Origin of the sequence: Neobacillus sp. DY30 (assembly GCF_030123065.1) — a bacterium.
GTDB lineage: Bacteria > Bacillota > Bacilli > Bacillales > Cytobacillaceae > Neobacillus.
Genome location: NZ_CP126093.1, coordinates 4185697 through 4205448 on the forward strand (window position 1 = coordinate 4185697; position 19752 = coordinate 4205448).

The window sequence follows — 19752 nt, forward strand, 5'->3', positions numbered from 1 at the left end:
CACCCGTTTGAGGATATTATACACCTAAAGTGCAATCGAACGGTGTCTAAATGTGGTTGGTTGGAGAAATAATTATGAAAATATTTTTTGTGAATTGGTATTAGTAATCAGGTCACTTGCTGATAACATGTAAGTTAATCAAATGCTAGATAAGTGTAGGGTTGAGAGTACAGAAAAAATCATAAAAATGCCCCCATTCAACAAATTTCGAATGGGGGTATTTTTTAACAAATTCTCGGAAACATAGTCCCAGATAATCTATTCAACAACCGTTTTGATCCAAGTGGTGTTTCTAATAGTAATTGACCTTTCTGTTTTCCCGTTATTGAACCGATGACTGCTGCGTCCCTGCCTTCAGGAAATTCCCGGACGATATCTAGTACCTTATCTTTTTCATTAGCACCTACAATGATAACCGCTTTTCCTTCGTTTGCAAGATATAGCGGGTCAAAGCCTAATAGGTCACAGACTCCATGTACCTCTTTTTTAACAGGCAGATCGACTTCATTAATTTTCATGGTTAAATGAAAGTCTTCCGCAATTTCCACTAATGTTGTAGCCAGACCCCCTCGTGTCGGGTCCCGCATAATTCTTACTCCGTCTGTATGACGCAAGACTTCACCTAGCATCCTATTAAGAGAGGCACAATCACTATGAATTGGAACTGTAATTCCTAATTCTCCTCTTGCCGCCAGAACAGCAATCCCATGGTCCCCAATGAAGCCAGTCACAATAATAGCGTCGCCTTCCTCAAAATCCAAAGTGCAGCCAATACCTGGTTCATACATTCCAATTCCTGTGGTATTGATATAAACACCATCGGCACTGCCGCGTTCGACTACTTTTGTATCACCTGCAACAATCGCTACTCCGGTTTTCCTTGCTTCCTCAGCCATATCGGTAACAATCCTTTTTAGATCAGCAATCGGGAAACCCTCTTCAATTACAAAACCACAGGTTAAAAATGCCGGTTTTGCCCCGCTGACAGCAAGGTCATTTACGGTGCCTGCTACTGCTAATTTGCCAATCGAGCCGCCAGGGAAAAAAATTGGCTTAATTACGAACGAATCCGTTGAAACGGCTATTTGTGGAGAAGTTATCGTGATTTCTGCCGCATCAAACATCGCGGCTTTTCCGTCACCAAACGCTTCCACAAATACATCTCGAATTAAGCGGTGGCTTAGTTCTCCGCCATCACCATGCGCTAAACTAATATATTTCTCCATTAGAAACTCTCCCTCATGTATTGATAGTAGGCTGAACAGCTTCCTTCTGCCGAAACCATACATGGTCCGATTGGATTCATTGGATGGCAGGCTTTACCGAACAGCGAACAGTCTGTTGGGGAAATTAACCCGCGGATGACCTCGCCGCAGCGGCACTTGGTTTTACGAGGTTCTCCAACATGAATGGTGAACCGTTTCTTAGCATTATACTGATCAAATTCTGGCTTTAAATCTAAACCGCTTTCAGGAATTACGCCAATTCCGCGCCATGCCTCATCACATGGAATTAAGTATTTATCAAACCATTGATGGATCACTTGGTTCCCAGTTTTCGTAACAATCGCTGGATGGTTGTTTATGATTGCAACCTTATCTTTTAAAGCTAAATCAATCCCTTTGTATATCCCAGAAAGTAATTCGGCAGGTTCAAATCCGGTAATCACGCCGGAAATATTATATTCTTTTACTAAGTATTGATAGGAATCTTCGCCGAGTACAATCGATACATGTCCCGGCAGTATAAATCCATCTAATTTTACTTCATCGGCATTCAGTAAGTAACGAAGCGCTGGCTCCACTAACTTTGTCGTCATCCAAATTGAAAAGTTATTAATCCTGCGTTTTTCTGCCTCACCAACCATCAGTGTCAATATGGGTATGGTCGTTTCAAATCCGACCCCAAGAAAGATTACCTCTTTTTCAGGATTTTCTTCTGCGATTTTTACCGCGCCAACTGGTGAGTATAGGACCCGGATATCCTTGCCGTCAATCTTTGAATCTAGTAATGTTTTATTGGATCCAGGCACCCTCATCATATCGCCAAATGTACAGATAATCCTATTTTCCCCTTCAGCCAAAGCAATCATCGCATCAATCGAACGCTGATCAGTGACACAAACCGGACACCCTGGTCCAGAAATAAGGTTTACATCATCCTTTAAACATTGCTTTACACCAGATCGAGCCAAAGCCATTGTATGGGAACCGCATACCTCCATAAATGCGGGCTTTCGGCCAAACTTCAACTGGAACTGTTGCGATTTATCAAGAACAGCTTGTACAAGCGGTTTACAGATTTCTGGATTACTAGATTGTTTCAAAATTTCGAGCATCGATTAGCTTCCTCCATTCAGCGACACTTTCTCGCGCGTACGTTTCGTCAACAATGCTCATCGCCTGTCCTGCGTGGACAATGACATAATCCCCTAGCACCACTTCCGGGACAAAGATTGTTCCTACTGTTGTCTGTGACCCCATCACATCAACAATCGCACTATACTCCATCTTTTTAATTACTTTCGCTGGTACTCCAACACACATGATTTAACACTCCTTTTTGCTGCGGCAACCACTAATTGCCCGTAGGATAGCCCTCCGTCATTACAAGGGACCTTTTCTGAAAAATAAACCCGAGCCTTTCTTTTTATTAATTCTGCACGAATTCGTTTTCGTAGATATCTGTTATGCATACTGCCTCCTGATAAAACAACGTTCCTGTTTCGAGCCGGGAACAATTGATCCATTGCGGTCATAACACCCTGTACTACACTTTCGTGGAACCTTCCGCTAATAGTTGCAGTATCTTTCCCTGCTAATACGTCCAATACTATTTCCTCTAGCATTCTTGTAAAATCAATCGTTACGATATCTTGATCAAGAATGCTAAAAGGGTAAGGTTCGTATATCCTATTTTCATCCGCCAACTCTGCCAATCGAATCGCGGCTTCACCCTCATAGCTTGATACTTTTGTAACTCCGCAGATGGCACTTACAGCATCAAACAATCGGCCGCATGTGCCCGCTTGTATGGTATTAATATTTTTTTCAATCATATTTTTTAGAATCGTAATCTCAGATGCTTTATCATTGAATATATCATTGGCCAGCGCTTCTCCCTTATCACCTAAAAGCGAAATTAGCATAGCCGCCGCATTCCGCCATGGCTCGCGAATGCATTTTTCGCTGCCTGGAAGCGGGGTATATCTTAAATGCGCAATACGTTCAAACTCAGCACAATCTCCATAAAGGATTTCAAATCCCCAAATTTTTCCGTCTAGACCATATCCTGTACCATCAAGGATAATCCCAAATACTTTTCCTTCGATATAATGTTCATCGAGAATAGCAGCCATATGGGCATGGTGATGCTGGACCTCAATGATTTCCTTGAACTCGTACTCTTTTACTAGCTTCTGAACATAATAGCCGGGATGTGCATCAATCACAGCCACTGACTTGGGTGTATCAACCCATTTTAAAAGATGGTCTAATTCCTGCCGGTAATGCTGGAGGGTTTCCACATTTTCTAAATCACCAATATGCGGTCCTACAAATATCTGCTCATTTCTGCCAATAGTAAATGTCGTTTTCTGCTGGCCGCCAAACGCCACAATCCCTGATACCTCGATAGTAGTCGAAAAAGGGTCTGGCACATATCCGCGTGACCTCCGTAAGAAATCGATTTGACCCTCTTGGATTTGTACAACAGAGTCATCAACAGAATGAAGAATTTCACGGTTATGAACTAGGTAGAAATCCGCAATTCCTTCTAAATAGTGAAACGCTTCCTCATCCTTGTACAAAATCGGCATCCCTGAAGGATTTGCACTTGTCATTACGAGAGCCGTTAGCTCATGGTCAGCAAACAATAGATGATGAAGCGGTGAATACGGCAGCATGATACCGATCGTCCTCATCCCAGGTGCTACTCCCTCCGCAAGCTGATAATGTTGATGTTTTTTCAATACAAGAATCGGTGATTCCGGACTTGTTAATATTTCCTCTTCCCTAATGCTAATCTGTGCGTGTTCACCTACTGTTTTAATGGAGGAAACCATCACTGCCAGTGGTCGAGTTGGCCTTCTCTTTCGTATTCTCAGCGCCATGACGGCTTGTTGATTTGTTGCATCGCAGGCAAGGTGATAACCGCCGATTCCTTTAATGGCAACAATCTTTCCTGTTTTTAAATATCTTATCGTTTCTTTAATCGGTTCCGCTGAAACTAGTTCTTTACCGCTCTGATCAAACAGCCTTACCTTCGGGCCGCATTTTGGACAGGCAATCGGCTGGGCATGATGGCGCCTGTTTGTTGGGTCCTCATACTCCATCCGGCAAGCTTCACACATCAAAAAGGATTTCATTGATGTAAACGGACGATCATAGGGCAGCTCTTCGATAATCGTGTATCGCGGCCCGCATTGAGTACAGTTTATAAATGGATATTGGTAGCGGTAATCATTCGGATCATTCATTTCCTTTAGGCAATCCTTACAAACCGCAGAGTCAATCGGAATGACGAGCATTGATGTTCCGCTCCGCTCGCTTGGTATAATGGTAAAGTCATTTAATCCTAACGGTTCAGTGTCCAGTAAAAAAATCTCATTAATTTTTGATAATCTAGGAGCTTTATTTTTCAAGTCAGATAGAAAATGTTGAATCGCCATTGACTCTCCTTCAAGATGGATTTTAACTCCATCCATATTATTTTGAACGGTGCCGTTCAATAGGTAGTTTTGAGCAAGCTGAAAAACAAATGGCCGGAACCCGACTCCTTGTACCCTTCCTCTGACTGAAACCTTTACAGCCGTATGCATCGCTCGTAAGCCCCTTCAATCCAAGAGAACCATTCATGCAGTCCTTCCCTGGTTCGAGCAGATAAAGGCAGTAACGACGACTGAGGATTCATCTCAGATAAATCTCTCCGTGCTTCTTCCACATTGAAGTCTAAGTATGGCAGTAAGTCTATTTTATTTAACAGTACAAGTTCCGTACGCATGAACATTTGCGGGTATTTTGGAATTTTATCATTCCCCTCTGGAACACTTAGGACGGCAACTTTATGATGCTGACCAAGGTCATATCCTGCCGGGCAGACAAGGTTCCCGACATTTTCAATAAAAAGAATATCCACTTCATCGAGGTCGAATTCATGAAGGGTTGCTGCGATCATTCTTGCATCGAGATGACAGCCTCCATGTGTATTAATTTGGACCGCTTTTGCCCCCATGGCACGAATTCGATCTGCATCTTTTTCGGTAGCTAAATCCCCCTCAATAACAGCAATCCGATACTTTCCGTAAAGTTCACGGACTGTTTCCTCAAGCAACGTAGTTTTACCTGCACCAGGAGAACTCATCAAATTAATAACTAAGGTTTTGGTGTCTGTGAACAACTCTCTATTGAACTCCGCTGCTTTATTGTTATTTGTTAAAACATCCGTTCTTAATGCTATCTTCATTTGCCATGACTCCCTTCGTATGATAAAACTTGAAATGTTTCCCCAGCCAGTACCTTTCCAGATGGAACAAGACAGCTAGGACAAAGCGCGATTTTTAAATCCGGCCGGTATTCACTGCCGCAAAGAACACATACAGCCCTTGCCTCCTCTATAAGGATTACCAATTCGGCACCTTCTTCAAAGAGATGATGGTTCTGGTCGCGAAAGATATCGAAGGCCATTCTTAGCGCATCGGGCATAGCATTTGATATTTCGCCCACGATTAACTCTATCTTTTCAATTTTCCCTATCCCTCTCGCAGCAGCATCTTCATGAACTAGCTGAAGGATATCACCCATTAAGGCCATTTCATGCATGAAAATCACCTTTTACAATACCAATTTGGTAGATTTGGTTTCTTTTCCTCAATGGCATTTGTGTTACTTGTAATTCACCAGTATTTGTCTTAAAATTGAATTCTTTTTGACAATTTAAACATTTTCCACTTGAATATAGTGCTGAAACAGTAATAATATGCGAACATACAGGACAAATTCCATTCCATGCCTGTATGTTCGTATCATGGTTTACAATAATAATCGCTTTGCCTTGAAAAAATTTCATTTCAAGATTGGTATTCATATCAAATACATTCATCAATGGAACCCAAGTAATGCCAAGTACCTTGTCAGCTGCGTTCTCAAACTTTTCTATATCATCTTTAATAAAAGGTTTATAGACTGACTTCACCGTTTGAAATAAGTCATTACCCATCTCTTTAAAGAAATCAAGCCGTTTCATACGTACGTCTCCACGTATTCACTTGTTTAATCACCGCGTCTTTTAACTCTCCAAGCCTTTTTTGATTGTTTTCGGTTAATCCAATCCCCAATTCAAGTGAAGTTGGCTGCATTCCAAACATGACGATTTCGTTTGGATAGCGGTCCCTAAGCTTTGCAGCCATCAGTACCTCTTGGAAACCAAGCTGATGAATCGACATCTTGATTCCAAAGTAAGCAGGAATTTCATCTCCAACTAAAGTAATGATTGTTCCAGGCTCCGCCCCTGCGTTAATCGCATCGATGATAATGAGGTTTTCCGCCTCCTCAACAGGACCTAGCAATCTCATCCCATCTGTTAATCCTTCAATAATTTCGATATTTTCACAGCCTTTTAGTTCATCTTCCAGCAAGGGCAAAAGGTGGATACCAACACCCTCATCCGTGAAGAGGGTGTTGCCAATACCTAAAATCGTAATTTTTTTAGTCATCATTCTTTTCACCAACTGACTTTTTCGTTGTTGTTTTATATCCTGTTATCATTGATGAAATGGATCCATTTCGTTCTAAATAATCATCCCGGAAAGCCATATACACATGGATTAGCGTAAAAAGCATAAATCCCCAAGCAGTTAAGTGATGCCATGAGCGAACAGTAAAACTGTCACCCCCAAAAACATATGAAACCCAGACAAACAGATTACCCCAGAAAGAATCCAGCTGTGGTTCAAAATACATATAAAAGCCAGTCAGCATAACAATCCATGAACCAAGCCCGATGAAAACCCAATAGCTTAACTGAGCTAGCGGGTTGTGACCAACATAATGCGGCTTTTTATTTTTTAAAAATAAATAGAATTTGATCGTTTCAAATAATTCCTTCCAGAAAATCAATCTAATTGGATTAGAAGTGGCAAACTTATTTCCCATCGCCACCCAATACAAACGGAACATTAGATTTATTACAAAAATAAATGCTGCAAAAAAGTGAATATATCTCATCCAGCCCATTAAATTAGAATAATAGGCTTCTTCGGGAATGATTGCAGCTGTCATAGGCTGGCCAATATAGATACCCGTTCCCATTAATACAAAGATGGCCAGCATATTTAACCAGTGAAAAATCCTGATTGGCAGTTCCCACACATAGGCTCTTACTTCATTTTTTATTGGTTTATAAGCGAGCGGTCTTTCTGGGTGAAACGTATTCTCGCTGTTCAATTCCATTTTCATGTCAGGTGGATTCGGCCCGCGATTCGGTAATTTTGGTGCAGCCATTTATCTCACTCCTAACCTAAACGAATTTCAATCGTATTGTTCGTTTCCAAATCTGTTAGGTGAACAGCACATGCTAGGCACGGATCAAAAGAGTGAATTATCCGCATAATTTCTAATGGCTGGTGTTTATCTGCCATTTGCGTGCCAATTAGTGCTGCTTCATACGCACCAATTTTGTTTTTGGCGTCGCGTGGTGAGGCATTCCATGTCGACGGAACTACAGCCTGATAATTTTTCGTTATCCCATTTTCTATATCAATCCAATGTCCAAGTGCTCCGCGCGGTGCTTCCATCCAGCCCACACCTTGTGCTCGTTCCGGCCATGTGCTTGGCTCCCATTTACTTCTATCAAAGGTAACTTGGTTGCCACCCTTAATATTTTTCAAAAGTTTATCCATATCATCCCGCAGCCAGCCCGAAATGAGCACGGTTTCCAGTCCGCGTGCGACCGTTCGGCCCAATGCAGAATGCAATGCAGTGACCGGGAGTTCAAGCTTTTTTAAGGTTTCATCGACAATATTTACGATATCTTCCCTTCCCGACGCATAACCAACCATCATCCTTGCTAATGGGCCTGTTTCCATCGGATGACCCTTCCAGCGTGGTGCTTTCAGCCAGCTGTATTCTTTTTCAGTATCCAAAGTTTTAAATGGTGCTTTAGGGCCCGTGTAATCGAAGGTTGTTTCACCGTCAAAAGGATGTTTCCCTTTACCAGCTCGTTTACCGTCATAGGTGTACCAGGAATGATCAATAAATTCTTGAACGTGCTTTGGATCTTTTAAGTTAACGTCTAATACTTCATTCAGGTTGCCATTAAGGATGATACCTCTAGGCATCCGGTATAGTTTTGTATCATAAATATCCCCGGTTGAAAAATCGCCGTAGCAAAGATAATTGTTTATTCCGCCGCCATAAGTCCAGTCCTTGTAAAAGGACCCAATTGCGAGTAAATCCGGAATATAAACTTGATTAACAAACTGCTGAGCTTCATCAATTATCCTCGAAACGTGCATTAGTCGTTCCGCATGGACACCGTTATCACTATCAATATCAAGCGGTGTTGCCATCCCACCCACCATATAGTGTGGATGAGGATTCTTACCGCCAAAGATGGTATGAATTTTTACAATTTCTTTTTGCCAATCTAATGCTTCTAAATAGTGCGCTACGGCAAGAAGATTCACTTCCGGTGGAAGCTTATAGGCTTTATGACCCCAATATCCATTAGCGAAAATTCCAAGTTGGCCGCTTGCCACTAACCTTTTTACTTTATTTTGTACATCGGTAAAATAACCCGGTGAAGATTTTGGCCAGCTTGATATGGATTGTGCGATTCTAGATGTTTCTGCCGGATTTGCATTTGTCGCACTCACCACATCTACCCAATCTAATGCATGGAGGTGATAGAAATGGACAACATGGTCATGAACAAATAGGGCTTCATTCATAATGTCGCGGATCAAATGTGCATTTCTTGGGATCTTTATTTGTAAGGCATCTTCAACAGATCGAATCGATGCCAGCGCATGGACTGTTGTACAAACACCGCATATCCGTTGAACGTATGCCCAAACATCTCGGGGGTCACGATCCTTCACGATTAATTCGAGCCCCCGTACAGATGTCCCAGAACTAAACGCGTCTTTAATGACACCGTTTTCATCAACATCTACCTCAACACGAAGGTGTCCCTCAATTCTGGTAATAGGATCGACTACTATACGCTCACTCATGTTCTACACCTCGTTTGTCATCAATCTTTTTCTTAATTACTGTTCCTGTTGCATGGACAGCAATTCCAGCAGTCGCTGCCCCGATAACAGCTAACCCAACCGAATCAGGATTTATCGTTGTCTGTGTACCAGGTATTTTAGCCCTTCTCGTGTAGAACGGTCCATTATCCCAAAAATTCTGCTCTGAGCAGCCAAAGCATGGATTTCCAGATTGGATTGGGTAGCTGACACCGCCATTCCAACGCATTTCTGCACAGGAGTTATAAGTTGTCGGTCCTTTACAGCCCACTTTGTATAGGCAATACCCCTGCTTGGCGCCTTCATCATCGAATGATTCAACAAAAAGTCCAGCGTCAAAGTAGGCACGGCGGTTGCATTTATCATGAATTCGATGACGATAAAAAGCTTTAGGACGGCCAAAATGGTCTAACTCCGGTAACTTTCCAAAAGTGATAATGTGTGCAATTACCCCTGTCATCACCTCTGAAATTGGAGGACAGCCAGGTACTAGAATGGTTGGAGTATCTTTGATAAAGCTGGTCACTGGTTTGGCGCCTGTTGGGTTTGGATGTGCCGCGGCAATACCACCCCATGAAGAGCATGATCCATAAGCAACAATTGCCTGAGCTCCTGCTGCCATTTCAAGAAAAGTTTCTTTTGCTGACATTCCGCCTACCGTTAAGAAGGCGTCATTATCGGGGATACTGCCTTCAACAGCGAGTATATATTCACCTCTATAATCGTTTAAAACCTGTTTCATAGCTGCTTCAGCCTGATGGCCAGATGGTGCGGATAAAACTTCGGAGTATTCAAGGGAGATCATTTCAAGTAAAACGCTTTCAGTTTTCGGCTGTGAAGATCGAATAAATGATTCGGAGCAGCCTGTGCAATCCTGGAATTGTAGCCAAACTACTGGTACTCTCTTCTTAATTTCCATTGCTTTCACTACTTGGTCAGACTGGGTATAGTCCAAACCTAAAGTGGCTGCTAACGCCGTACACATCTTGAGGAAATCACGCCGGCTAACCCCATGGTCGATAGCCGCTTCATACACGGTTTTCTGTCTCTTCATCCGTTTCCCCTCCAATATAAAATTATGTTAATATACATGATTTCAGAAAAATTGTAGTCTATTACGACTCCTTTCGTCTTGAATTTTCAAAAAAATACACAAAGAATCCTTAACTGTATAGATAAATTATTTTTATTTATTAACATGGAAATCATGTTTTTCCACAAAAAAAGACCCCCAGAGAAATAATCTCTGAAGGCCTTATAGTCCATTATTTAAGCTTCTGCAAACTCTTCTTCTTGTTCCTCAAGCTTTTTCATTCGTTTCTTATATACGAACTTCGATAAGTTTATCGAGATTTCATATAGCAGCAGTAAAGGAAGTGTCACTACAAAATCCGACATAAAATCAGGAGGAGTAATGACAATTGCGATTAAGATCAATACAAAGTATGCATACTTACGGATTTTCGATAGCACAAATGGATTAATAATTCCTAACGCTGTTAAAAACATAACGACTGCCGGCAGCTCGAACAATACTCCAAACGGAAGTGTCATATTCATAAGAAAGCGGAAATATTTTTCAGCTGTAAAGTTGGTTACAAACATGTCTGCTCCCATATTGACTAAGAACTCAAGCACCATTGGGAAGATGATGAAGTAACCAAAAGAAAGACCAACGATAAATAAAATAAACAGTGCCGGAATATAGGATAAGGTAATTCTTTTTTCAATAGGCTTAAGTGCCGGCTTTACAAACATCCATATTTGGCTTGCCAAAACTGGGATGGTACCAGCGATTGCAATAACTGTTGCGATCATAAAATAAACCCAGATAATGTCACTCGGTCCGAGTACAATCAACTTAACATCAAGACCTCGAACAAGCCAATCGTAAATATCAGTCACATAAATGAATCCAACAATAAAAAAAATAACGAACGCTACGGCCGAGATAATTATCCGTTTACGTAACTCATCTAAATGGTCCACTAATTGTAATTCTTTATCTTCCATGTATTTCCCCTGCCAATTTCATTGGTTGAATAAGTAAACAGTTTTAATAACGTTTCAATAGTCTTAAAGATAAATGAAGAAAAAAAGGTGCAAGAAAGAATCTTACACCTTATTTAGTCAATTTTTGTTTTTCCTCATCTATGTCCTTCATCACATCATCGGTTAATTCACGAGTCGATTTCTTGAATTCCTTCAATGTTTGTCCGAAAGCACGGCCAATTTCAGGCAGCTTCTTAGGTCCAAAAATAATCAAGGCTAGAGTTAGTATAAGGATTAATCCTGGTATGCCAATATTTGAGAACATTGATTTACATCCCCTTTAGTTAATTATCTTTCTACTACGATTATAGTATTGATAAACACTTTTGAGTTAAATATACGCAATAATTCATATTAAATTCACATTATCTAAGAAAAATTACCTAGTTGTGATGTTTAGCATTTATTTCTCTACTATTTACTCTTAACAATTTACCAAGAACAGCCCCTGAAGTCAATGTAAATATGCTTTTAAATTGTAAAAATATTTTGACAATTAGTTGTTTTACCGTTTATAATTTTATCAACAGAAACATATACTATTGAAATATTATATGAAATGGATGTGATGAAGATGGAATTTTCACTCAGTAGTTTTGATGGAGCCCTGCCAGTAGAAGTCACCATCGATGAAGAGAACGGCAGGTATATGATTCGAAAAAGCGACAGCAGCGGGGAGTACTTTAATAGCCCTAATGAATTAATCGAATGGGTGAAAGCACACTTCCATGAGGAGGACTTCTGCCATCCAGATGAATTTAGAGGAATGCTCGATAAACTAGCTGATTATGAATTAAATGGCTCCTATTTTTAAAAACGAAAGAAGCATCACGACGATGCTTCTTTCTTTATGATGCCATACTAGTATCATCCAGGTTTTTAATGATTAGTTGGCGGACTTCGTCAGTTAGTTGTTTATAGTCCTCATGGATTGGGTTAATTGGATGTCCTATAGTTACCTTTATATTTGCTGGTTTTATGAGGCGTCCATTTTTTTCAAAAACATCTGCTGTACCTTTTATTGCAATCGGAACAATCGGCACTCCTGCATCTTGTGCAAGCCGAAAACCTCCCACTTTAAATGCCTGTACTGGGCCGCCCATACTCCTCTTTCCCTCTGGAAAAATTACAAATGAATGACCTTCTTTAATTAATTCTACAGCTTCTTTCATATTGTTAACTGCTTGCTCGCGGTTTTTACGATCTATAAGTACACAATTAAGTGCATCTAACCATGAGGATAAAATCGGCACTTTTTTCACTTCGATTTTCGATACAAAGCCAAATGGCTTATCAATCGCTGCCAAAAGTACTGGAATATCAATATCACTTTCATGGTTGGCTATAAAAACAACTGGTCCTTCAGGAATTAATTTCAAACCCGCTACGCTAACCTTTGAACCTGTCAACTTCATAAAGGTTTTAGAAAAATGCTGTGGGTAGGCATGAGCCATTTTATCTCGTTCCTGGACTGGCAAATGCCTCAGCGTCTTTAATCTGGCTAGCTGCGGGATACTATAAATTAAATAACCGCTGATGTACAAAAAGCATATGATTAGCCTAAACATAGGTTCCCCCTTTTATCATTCTAAAATATTATAAAGCAGCAAAGGAAAATTTGTTTAGGCATAATGCTATTTTTTTCAAAAATAAAAAAGACAGCACCATTAATGGCTGCCTTTTATAATGCGGTCATAAATTCTATATTCGTATTTGTAAGGATTTTTCTCATCCTTAATCCCTTTTTCACAGGAGACAAGCTCCCATTCACGTTCATTGAACTCAGGAAAATAGGTATCTCCCTCAAACTCTTCGTATATATGTGTGATGTAAAGGCGGTCTGCATAAGCAAACGTTTCTTTAAAGATTTCAGCACCGCCAATGACGAAGATTTCATCATCCTGTTTTCGGGAATATTCAACAAATTCCTCCATCGAATAGAAGATGGTCACATCATTACTTTTATAATCCAATTGGCGAGTAATCACGATATTTTCTCTGCCTGGAAGAGCTCTGCCAATTGATTCATGCGTTTTTCTTCCCATTGCAATCGGGTGTCCCATTGTCGTACGTTTAAAGAATTTTAAATCCTCTGGCAAATGCCATGGCAATTCATTATCTTTACCAATGACTCTATTTTCATCCATAGCAACAATAAAAGATATCATACTGAGACTACTCCTTTAATATGCGGATGTGGGTCATAACCTTCTAAAGAGAAATCTTCGAATTCAAACGAGAATATATCCTTTACGTTTGGATTGATCTTCAACTTAGGTAATGCACGAGGTTCTCGCTCCATTTGCATTTTCACTTGTTCCAAATGGTTTTGATAGATATGGACATCACCAAACGAGTGCACAAATTCACCAGGTTCTAAATCACATACCTGAGCAATCATCATCGTCAATAACGCGTAAGAGGCGATATTGAATGGTACACCTAAGAATACATCTGCTGAACGTTGATACAACTGACAAGATAATTTCCCGTCTACAACGTAAAATTGGAACAAGCAATGACATGGTGCCAGCGCCATTTTATCAATCTCTGCGACATTCCAAGCATTTACAATCAGTCTGCGTGAATTAGGATTCGTCTTAATTTGATGTATTAAATCACTGATTTGGTCTACTGTCGTTCCATCGGCACCCGTCCATGAGCGCCATTGGTGTCCATATACAGGTCCTAGTTCACCGTTTTCATCAGCCCATTCATTCCAAATACGTACACCATTTTCCTGCAAGTAACGGACATTGGTATCGCCATTTAAAAACCATAGCAACTCATAGATAATCGATTTTAAGTGTAGCTTTTTTGTAGTTAGTAAAGGAAATCCTTCTTGTAAATCAAATCTCATTTGGTAGCCAAAAGTACTGATTGTCCCTGTTCCGGTACGATCACCCTTTTCATGGCCATTTTTTAAAACATGCTCGCATAGATCTAAATACTGCTTCAAAACTTACACTCCCTTGTCCTTACATATGTTTTTCATTTTACCACATTAAGAGCGTTCGTGTAGCCTTTGAAAGAAGTCAAACGTCTGAGGAGCTAGTTTTTTCAATTCTAACTTTGTTTTATCATTTAGGTAATACATGGCAAAGGTTTCAGCAAAGTATTCCTCAGCATGCAGGATAAAATAAGAATTCCCAGGAAACAATATTCCTCGTTCTTCTTCCCAAATCAGTTGAAACTCTTTATCTTTACTAATATTCTGGAATACAAGGTTATCAATTGAATGGGCAATTTCGTGCAGCTCTAAATTTACAGAGCCATGACCTTTTCCTTTTTCACTGTGCCCTATTTTAACCAAAACTACCTGCGAGCCGCCAATTCCGGGTACCTCATCCCACGTTGTTTGTGTATTGTAGCCTCGTGGAATTTGCCCGGCTAAGTAGCGTGCAGTTTGGTTGTCGGTTAATTTTCCTGTAAATAGCTTAAGAGTAATATCTTCTTCGTTGATTTTTTCTAAAAGAGTTTCAGGCAAATTGGATATTCTAGTGATAATTCCTGCAGCAGCTTTTTCATCAAAAAGGCTTTTAGGTAATAAAATTATTTCGTTTAATGGTTGAAGAGAGGATTCGTTTTTTATTAATTGATAGAGTTCAGAGTTTCTCGGATAATCACCTAATGGAATACTGTCAAATGAGGCTTGCGAGGTGGTAATCATTGATAAAAACAAGCCGGCTATGATGGAGGAAACAACCCATTTACGCATAATATAATCCTCCTAGTAAATAAGTACTTTACTAGAATTATAACATGCTAGATTGTACGGAATAATTGGTAATTAATTGGTGGAATCGAGCAACGCAGATATATCCACATTTTCGCAGATAAATTCGATTATACGCAGATATTTCAGATTTATCGCAGATATATTTTCCAAGTTACTTAATCTAATCGAAAAACACATATAAAACAAAGAAAAGCTGCCTAAATACGGCAGCTTTCCTCAAAACACTATACTTCTAAACCGTAATTCCGGCAAAGTGCAGCTAATCCACCGGAAAATCCGCTTCCGATGGCGTTGAATTTCCATTCACCGTTGTGACGATAAAGCTCACAAATAACGACTGCGGTTTCTACAGAAAAGTCTTCACCTAGGTCAAATCGAAGGATTTCACGGTTGGTTTCTTCGTCAAACAACCGGGCGAATGCATTGGAAACCTGACCAAAATTTTGGTTCCTTTCGTCTGCTTCGTGAATCGTTACAGCAATCGCAATCCGGTGTACATGTGATGGAACCTTGCTGAAATCAATTCTTATTTGCTCGTCGTCGCCATCACCTTCACCTGTGCGGTTATCTCCAGTATGCTCCACACCGCCTGAGGCATGTACTAAATTATTATAGAAAATAAAGTCTAAGTCTTGAGTTACCCGCCCATTGGCATCGGTTAAAAATGCAGAGGCGTCAAGGTCGAAATCATGTCCTCCATGATAGCGGTTTGTATCCCATCCAAGCCCGATAACAGCCTTTGTCAGTCCAGGATTTGTTTTTGTTAAATCTATTCTTTGTCCTTTAGATAAATTGATGCCCATCTATCTCACCTCTTCAGAACTTGATATAAGAAGGAACAAGCTGCGCCTGTTCCTTAAAGATTAAGAATAAGAACGTACTACTTCACTTAAGCTGGCAGCGTTTGTACCAGTGCCAACAGCTGCGAACTTCCACTCTGTATTGTGGCGGTAAATTTCACCAACCACTAATGATGTTTTGCCGCTATAATCATCTGATAAGTTATAACGGATCATTTCTTGTCCATTAGTTGGATTTACTACACGAATAAATGCATTGCGGATCATGCCGAAGTGCTGCTTTCTTTTTACGCAATCATAAATGTTAACGACAAACACAAGCTTTTGTACGCTTGATGGAACACGGCTTAGTTCTACCATTACTTGCTCGTCGTCACCGTCTCCGTCACCTGTTAAGTTGTCTCCAGAGTGCTGTACGCTGCCATCTTTGCTCTTCAAGTTACCAAAGTAAATAACGTCATTGTTGTTTTGAATTTTATCGTTAGCACCTAGTAAAATTACAGAAGCATCACAGTCTATGTTAGCACCTCCGCCAGCTCCTCCGCCGCCAAACAATCCGCCGAAGAGACCGCCGCCTCCGCTTTTACCATTTTGAACTGGATCCCAGCCCAATCCTACCATAATTTTAGTTAGTCCTGGATTTCCTTTTGTTAAATCTACTCTTTGACCTTTTTGTAAGCTAATAGCCATAAAATTCACCTCATAAAATAAATTTTTTATTTTAACAATCAATTAGTATTGTTGTTTCAATTTCTTAAAGTTATCCTGCAGCTGTTCTAGGCGTTTTGTTCCTTCTACACGCAGGCGTTTGTTTTCTTCTTCGATGGCTCTTGTTTCCTGCATACCTTTGATGATAATATTCCAGGATTCCTCGATGGTCTCGATTTTAATGCTTGGACCGCCTGCGAGCCTTGCAATATCAGTACTTTGCTTCGAAATATTGGATGCATTCTTCAAGAGCATCTCATTCGTGCGGCGATCAAGCTCACTCATGGAGTCAGCGACAAGTTTCTGCCTTTTCGCGGCGACCGCTTGAATGAGTCCATTTTTAAAAATCGGAATCGTTGTGACGAAAGCAGAATTGATTTTTCCAATCAGCTTCGTATTACCTCTTTGCAGCAAGCGGATTTGCGGTGCTGTCTGCAGCGCTACCATCTTAGCCATTTCAAGGTCATAAATCCGCTGTTCTAAAGCCTCAATCGCATTTTTTAACGTATCCAATTGCATCGAAGCAATCTGATCACCTGCGGCAACACGGTTTTCCAACTGTGGCAATTGGTTGTTTTTAAGATCTTCCACTTTCATTTCACCGGCTACCACATATTTTTCAAGGGTCAAATAATATTGATAATTTTGCTCATACATTTGCTCTAGCATTTTCGTGGAATCAACCATTTCATTCTGGTACTTCGAAATTTCCACGTATACCTTATCAATCTCAGAGCCCATGGTTTGGTATTTTCCAAAGACTTTTTCAATCATTTTCTCGCCTTTTTTAAAAAGCTTGCCGAAAAATCCGGTAGAAGTTTTTTGAAAGTCCTTTGGATCAAACTTATCCATAATTTTGGTAAGCTGCTTTAGAAGCTCCCCTGAATCTTCAACCTTCGTGGTGCGCATATTCCCTAAAATTTGATCAGAGAAACGGGAGATTTGTACAGCAGGCTCTTTCCCAAACTCTAAGATCTTTATCTGATCTCGTTCATCAATAGACCGTGCCAGATTTTGAACTTCTGTTTCCTTTCTGAGGGTAAGTTTAATATCTGAAATCTTTGCATCACTTAGTGTATCCTCAGTCATTAAGTTAGCAGATTGATTTTGTGGTAGATTCACTCTTTAATCTCCCCTTAAATTTTTTATAATTCCTTTAAAAAATTTACTTTTGAGCTTGAAAGGTTCTTTATATTCTAAATCAAAAACAACATCCTCCAGCCAGTGCGTATCAAATAAACGGTCATGAAGGAAATTTTCAATATCATTATGACCAGGCGGATTATAAACAATAATATCAATACCAAATTGGTTTAAAAGCAGCATAAGAGCGGCATCTGATCGTGATAACATACCGCGGGACTCATTGTTATAAATGATTAACTTCGGCACATGCTGAGAGTAATCAAACTTCTCCAACAACTGAATGATTTCCTTTGGTGTAAACATCGCCTGACTAAATAAATAGACACTTACTTCTTCCATGCTTTCCCCTGGTAACGACTTTAAACCAGGGCGCTCACAAATTCGTCGAATCGCATTTGCAATCCCCTTTTGCAATCCAGCTGACAAAAATGAATATGGCCAATAATGTGCCTGCATCATTGCCTCAGGGTTCAATAATCCGTCTCTGCCGAGTGCGTTCCGGTAGTGAAAACGAAAATCATTAGAGCTTGACCATGTAAAAGGCAGTTGGCGAATCAATAGGCTATGTTCAAATTCTGTTAGATTTTGAATTCGATCCCAATACTCTTTCCGGTTTTTACTCACTCCCTGAATTTTGGCAAACAAGGCAGGGATTTTAACTTGTCCCATGTCGACTTCAAAGCCTGGACGAACCATTGCGATTTCTTTTCCGAGTATAAATAATTCATCATACGTGGTTTTTAAGGTAATGGAAGAGGGCGTATAATCCCTTAATTGCCAAGGTTTATATAAACCCGAGCCTTCTTGGTTGAGAATAGTCTCAATCTCTCTTGAAGCACGATAGGCCACCGTAGTTTGACGATTTCTTCTCTCTTTTGGAAATGGTTCGGCTGGTTGTTTATTTGGATAATGATGCGTAAAAATTTCATCTTCTAGAAATCCAGCTAAACCATCTTTACCTTCCGGATGAAAGATAACTAAATCGCAGCCAAGCTTCATTAAATAGTAGACAAAATAAGGCTGACTTCTCTTCATATCGCCATACCATAAGAATTTAGGCATTTCCTTTTGCAAGTCAACATTATCTAATAAAGGATTTAAATGGTTCATTGACCATTTAATTACATCGACTAAAACCCTTCTTAGTTCGTGATTTTTCAAGCCGCCCTCTTCACGCTCGGTGAAAAGTTCGAGCGTGCTGATCATCGCTTCCCTTATTTTCCGATGAATAGCTGGAGTATTTGACTTATAAAGCAGCCGCTCACCATCAAGGAACGCGGTGAATCGATTAATGGAAAGTTTCTGATCTTGACTGATATTCAGCACCTTTTGAATGGATTGAAAATGCTGGTTATCAATGTGTTTATTTAATGTTTCCTCACTTAATAAATGTAAGTGAGTATCCGAGGATGACACATAATCAAAAAGCTGATTATAGTACTCGTCACTGTCTATCGGAATTCCAAGGAATTTCGCCAGTACTTGCCCGATCTGAATGCTTCCCTGCTCAAATGAAAATCCCGGGCGTTCTGACAGGGGCATTTTCAGCATATCAAGCCAATTTTCCAATGAGAGGGATACAGGTCGGACATTCATTTGGTTGTATGGTAAATTCATTCATAATCCCTTCCCTCAAAAAAGCGAAAGATTTTTGTACGTTACAGTAAAATTATGTAAGGGTATTCTTTACCATCATATCACAGTTAAAAAATTGGTTCATTGTTTATACGAAAGTAATCGTAAAATGTTTCATTAATTAGGCATTTTCCTCATTTTTCACCTTTTTCCTTGTCCTTACATATGATTGAGTACTTAGAGATAAGTAGGTGACTAAATGAGATTTTTATACAAGCGGCCTAGAATGGAAGATGTCAGCGAGGAATTAAGTATCATTATGGATTTAATGGTCTCGAAAACCTTCGTTATAATCGATTTATTCTGGTTATGCTTACTTTTTACTTTGTTTCTTACTCCCGTTCTTGCCAGTGTTAGTATGTCTGTCTTATTTTTTTGTGGTTCCTTTGCTATGTTCAGTTCCATCTATTTTTATTTCTTTT

Annotated in this window: 22 protein-coding genes; 1 reads left to right on the plus strand and 21 read right to left on the minus strand. The window is 40.0% G+C overall.

The genetic code is table 11. The annotated features are described in order from the left end of the window. Positions 1-224: 224 nt before the first annotated feature. The 13 genes from hypE to QNH29_RS20625 form a co-directional block, all read right to left on the minus strand. Positions 225-1226, minus strand: coding sequence for a hydrogenase expression/formation protein HypE (hypE, locus tag QNH29_RS20565; protein ID WP_283861186.1), 1002 nt, complete (start codon positions 1224-1226; stop codon positions 225-227). Beyond that, positions 1226-2338, minus strand: coding sequence for a hydrogenase formation protein HypD (hypD, locus tag QNH29_RS20570; RefSeq protein ID WP_283861187.1), 1113 nt, complete (start codon positions 2336-2338; stop codon positions 1226-1228). The genes hypE and hypD overlap by 1 nt, the downstream gene beginning before the upstream one ends. After that, the gene (locus QNH29_RS20575; protein ID WP_283861188.1) at positions 2313-2546 is read right to left on the minus strand and encodes a HypC/HybG/HupF family hydrogenase formation chaperone; all 234 of its coding nucleotides are present in this window, start codon (positions 2544-2546) and stop codon (positions 2313-2315) included. The genes hypD and QNH29_RS20575 overlap by 26 nt, the downstream gene beginning before the upstream one ends. Further along, on the minus strand, positions 2519-4819 hold the full coding sequence (hypF, locus tag QNH29_RS20580; RefSeq protein ID WP_283861189.1) for a carbamoyltransferase HypF: 2301 nt from the start codon (positions 4817-4819) through the stop codon (positions 2519-2521). The genes QNH29_RS20575 and hypF overlap by 28 nt, the downstream gene beginning before the upstream one ends. Further along, entirely contained in the window at positions 4804-5463 is a 660-nt protein-coding gene (gene hypB / locus QNH29_RS20585) for a hydrogenase nickel incorporation protein HypB (RefSeq protein ID WP_283861190.1), read from the minus strand. The genes hypF and hypB overlap by 16 nt, the downstream gene beginning before the upstream one ends. Beyond that, positions 5460-5819, minus strand: coding sequence for a hydrogenase maturation nickel metallochaperone HypA/HybF (locus tag QNH29_RS20590; protein WP_283861191.1), 360 nt, complete (start codon positions 5817-5819; stop codon positions 5460-5462). Before QNH29_RS20590 ends, hypB begins: the two co-directional genes overlap by 4 nt. Next, positions 5812-6243 carry a hypothetical protein gene (locus tag QNH29_RS20595; RefSeq protein ID WP_283861192.1) on the minus strand — a complete coding sequence of 144 codons (432 nt, stop codon included), beginning with the start codon at positions 6241-6243 and terminating at the stop codon, positions 5812-5814. Before QNH29_RS20595 ends, QNH29_RS20590 begins: the two co-directional genes overlap by 8 nt. After that, entirely contained in the window at positions 6230-6715 is a 486-nt protein-coding gene (locus QNH29_RS20600) for a HyaD/HybD family hydrogenase maturation endopeptidase (protein WP_283861193.1), read from the minus strand. The genes QNH29_RS20595 and QNH29_RS20600 overlap by 14 nt, the downstream gene beginning before the upstream one ends. After that, positions 6705-7448 carry a Ni/Fe-hydrogenase, b-type cytochrome subunit gene (cybH, locus tag QNH29_RS20605; RefSeq protein WP_283865695.1) on the minus strand — a complete coding sequence of 248 codons (744 nt, stop codon included), beginning with the start codon at positions 7446-7448 and terminating at the stop codon, positions 6705-6707. The genes QNH29_RS20600 and cybH overlap by 11 nt, the downstream gene beginning before the upstream one ends. Before the next feature lie 62 nt (positions 7449-7510). After that, positions 7511-9232 carry a nickel-dependent hydrogenase large subunit gene (locus QNH29_RS20610; protein WP_283861194.1) on the minus strand — a complete coding sequence of 574 codons (1722 nt, stop codon included), beginning with the start codon at positions 9230-9232 and terminating at the stop codon, positions 7511-7513. Further along, complete coding sequence (locus QNH29_RS20615; RefSeq protein ID WP_283861195.1) at positions 9225-10304, minus strand: hydrogenase small subunit; 1080 nt, start codon at positions 10302-10304, stop codon at positions 9225-9227. The genes QNH29_RS20610 and QNH29_RS20615 overlap by 8 nt, the downstream gene beginning before the upstream one ends. Positions 10305-10519: 215 nt before the next feature. Beyond that, positions 10520-11263, minus strand: coding sequence for a twin-arginine translocase subunit TatC (gene tatC / locus QNH29_RS20620; RefSeq protein ID WP_283861196.1), 744 nt, complete (start codon positions 11261-11263; stop codon positions 10520-10522). 109 nt (positions 11264-11372) lie between these two features. Then, the gene (locus QNH29_RS20625; RefSeq protein ID WP_045524138.1) at positions 11373-11567 is read right to left on the minus strand and encodes a twin-arginine translocase TatA/TatE family subunit; all 195 of its coding nucleotides are present in this window, start codon (positions 11565-11567) and stop codon (positions 11373-11375) included. Positions 11568-11876: 309 nt separating this feature from the next. On the opposite strand from QNH29_RS20625, the gene QNH29_RS20630 reads away from it, so the two are divergent. Next, entirely contained in the window at positions 11877-12116 is a 240-nt protein-coding gene (locus QNH29_RS20630) for a hypothetical protein (RefSeq protein WP_283861197.1), read from the plus strand. A 34-nt stretch (positions 12117-12150) separates the two neighbouring features. Here the strand turns inward: QNH29_RS20630 and QNH29_RS20635 are convergent, their stop codons facing one another. The 8 genes from QNH29_RS20635 to QNH29_RS20670 all read right to left on the minus strand — a co-directional run bounded on the left by QNH29_RS20635 (position 12151) and on the right by QNH29_RS20670 (position 19312). Then, positions 12151-12870: a lysophospholipid acyltransferase family protein gene (locus QNH29_RS20635; protein ID WP_283861198.1), complete on the minus strand. Its 720-nt coding sequence runs from the start codon at positions 12868-12870 to the stop codon at positions 12151-12153. 99 nt (positions 12871-12969) lie between these two features. Further along, positions 12970-13470, minus strand: coding sequence for a dihydrofolate reductase (locus tag QNH29_RS20640; RefSeq protein ID WP_283861199.1), 501 nt, complete (start codon positions 13468-13470; stop codon positions 12970-12972). Then, positions 13467-14261, minus strand: a complete 795-nt coding sequence (locus tag QNH29_RS20645; protein ID WP_283861200.1) for a thymidylate synthase — start codon at positions 14259-14261, stop codon at positions 13467-13469. The genes QNH29_RS20640 and QNH29_RS20645 overlap by 4 nt, the downstream gene beginning before the upstream one ends. A gap of 45 nt (positions 14262-14306) precedes the next feature. Then, complete coding sequence (locus QNH29_RS20650) at positions 14307-15020, minus strand: anthrax toxin lethal factor-related metalloendopeptidase (RefSeq protein WP_283861201.1); 714 nt, start codon at positions 15018-15020, stop codon at positions 14307-14309. Positions 15021-15265: 245 nt separating this feature from the next. Continuing rightward, the gene (locus QNH29_RS20655; protein ID WP_283861202.1) at positions 15266-15844 is read right to left on the minus strand and encodes a TerD family protein; all 579 of its coding nucleotides are present in this window, start codon (positions 15842-15844) and stop codon (positions 15266-15268) included. A 60-nt stretch (positions 15845-15904) separates the two neighbouring features. Then, positions 15905-16531 (minus strand): TerD family protein, encoded by a 627-nt coding sequence (locus QNH29_RS20660; RefSeq protein WP_283861203.1) that lies wholly within the window; start codon positions 16529-16531, stop codon positions 15905-15907. A gap of 42 nt (positions 16532-16573) precedes the next feature. Then, positions 16574-17638, minus strand: a complete 1065-nt coding sequence (locus QNH29_RS20665; protein WP_283865696.1) for a toxic anion resistance protein — start codon at positions 17636-17638, stop codon at positions 16574-16576. 36 nt (positions 17639-17674) lie between these two features. Beyond that, entirely contained in the window at positions 17675-19312 is a 1638-nt protein-coding gene (locus QNH29_RS20670; RefSeq protein WP_283861204.1) for a YceG family protein, read from the minus strand. Between the last annotated feature and the right edge of the window lie 440 nt (positions 19313-19752).

What these genes read in the sequence shown, in the direction of transcription:
- tatC (WP_283861196.1), bottom strand. Translation starts at nt 11,263, where the DNA reads ATGGAAGATAAAGAATTACAATTAGTGGACCATTTAGATGAGTTACGT.
- QNH29_RS20640 (WP_283861199.1), bottom strand. Translation starts at nt 13,470, where the DNA reads ATGATATCTTTTATTGTTGCTATGGATGAAAATAGAGTCATTGGTAAA.
- hypD (WP_283861187.1), bottom strand. Translation starts at nt 2,338, where the DNA reads ATGCTCGAAATTTTGAAACAATCTAGTAATCCAGAAATCTGTAAACCG.
- cybH (WP_283865695.1), bottom strand. Translation starts at nt 7,448, where the DNA reads ATGGAATTGAACAGCGAGAATACGTTTCACCCAGAAAGACCGCTCGCT.
- QNH29_RS20660 (WP_283861203.1), bottom strand. Translation starts at nt 16,531, where the DNA reads ATGGCTATTAGCTTACAAAAAGGTCAAAGAGTAGATTTAACAAAAGGA.
- QNH29_RS20655 (WP_283861202.1), bottom strand. Translation starts at nt 15,844, where the DNA reads ATGGGCATCAATTTATCTAAAGGACAAAGAATAGATTTAACAAAAACA.
- hypF (WP_283861189.1), bottom strand. Translation starts at nt 4,819, where the DNA reads ATGCATACGGCTGTAAAGGTTTCAGTCAGAGGAAGGGTACAAGGAGTC.
- QNH29_RS20595 (WP_283861192.1), bottom strand. Translation starts at nt 6,243, where the DNA reads ATGAAACGGCTTGATTTCTTTAAAGAGATGGGTAATGACTTATTTCAA.
- QNH29_RS20635 (WP_283861198.1), bottom strand. Translation starts at nt 12,870, where the DNA reads ATGTTTAGGCTAATCATATGCTTTTTGTACATCAGCGGTTATTTAATT.
- hypE (WP_283861186.1), bottom strand. Translation starts at nt 1,226, where the DNA reads ATGGAGAAATATATTAGTTTAGCGCATGGTGATGGCGGAGAACTAAGC.
- QNH29_RS20610 (WP_283861194.1), bottom strand. Translation starts at nt 9,232, where the DNA reads ATGAGTGAGCGTATAGTAGTCGATCCTATTACCAGAATTGAGGGACAC.
- QNH29_RS20630 (WP_283861197.1), top strand. Translation starts at nt 11,877, where the DNA reads ATGGAATTTTCACTCAGTAGTTTTGATGGAGCCCTGCCAGTAGAAGTC.
- QNH29_RS20625 (WP_045524138.1), bottom strand. Translation starts at nt 11,567, where the DNA reads ATGTTCTCAAATATTGGCATACCAGGATTAATCCTTATACTAACTCTA.
- QNH29_RS20615 (WP_283861195.1), bottom strand. Translation starts at nt 10,304, where the DNA reads ATGAAGAGACAGAAAACCGTGTATGAAGCGGCTATCGACCATGGGGTT.
- QNH29_RS20575 (WP_283861188.1), bottom strand. Translation starts at nt 2,546, where the DNA reads ATGTGTGTTGGAGTACCAGCGAAAGTAATTAAAAAGATGGAGTATAGT.
- hypB (WP_283861190.1), bottom strand. Translation starts at nt 5,463, where the DNA reads ATGAAGATAGCATTAAGAACGGATGTTTTAACAAATAACAATAAAGCA.
- QNH29_RS20665 (WP_283865696.1), bottom strand. Translation starts at nt 17,638, where the DNA reads ATGACTGAGGATACACTAAGTGATGCAAAGATTTCAGATATTAAACTT.
- QNH29_RS20600 (WP_283861193.1), bottom strand. Translation starts at nt 6,715, where the DNA reads ATGATGACTAAAAAAATTACGATTTTAGGTATTGGCAACACCCTCTTC.
- QNH29_RS20590 (WP_283861191.1), bottom strand. Translation starts at nt 5,819, where the DNA reads ATGCATGAAATGGCCTTAATGGGTGATATCCTTCAGCTAGTTCATGAA.
- QNH29_RS20650 (WP_283861201.1), bottom strand. Translation starts at nt 15,020, where the DNA reads ATGCGTAAATGGGTTGTTTCCTCCATCATAGCCGGCTTGTTTTTATCA.
- QNH29_RS20670 (WP_283861204.1), bottom strand. Translation starts at nt 19,312, where the DNA reads ATGAATTTACCATACAACCAAATGAATGTCCGACCTGTATCCCTCTCA.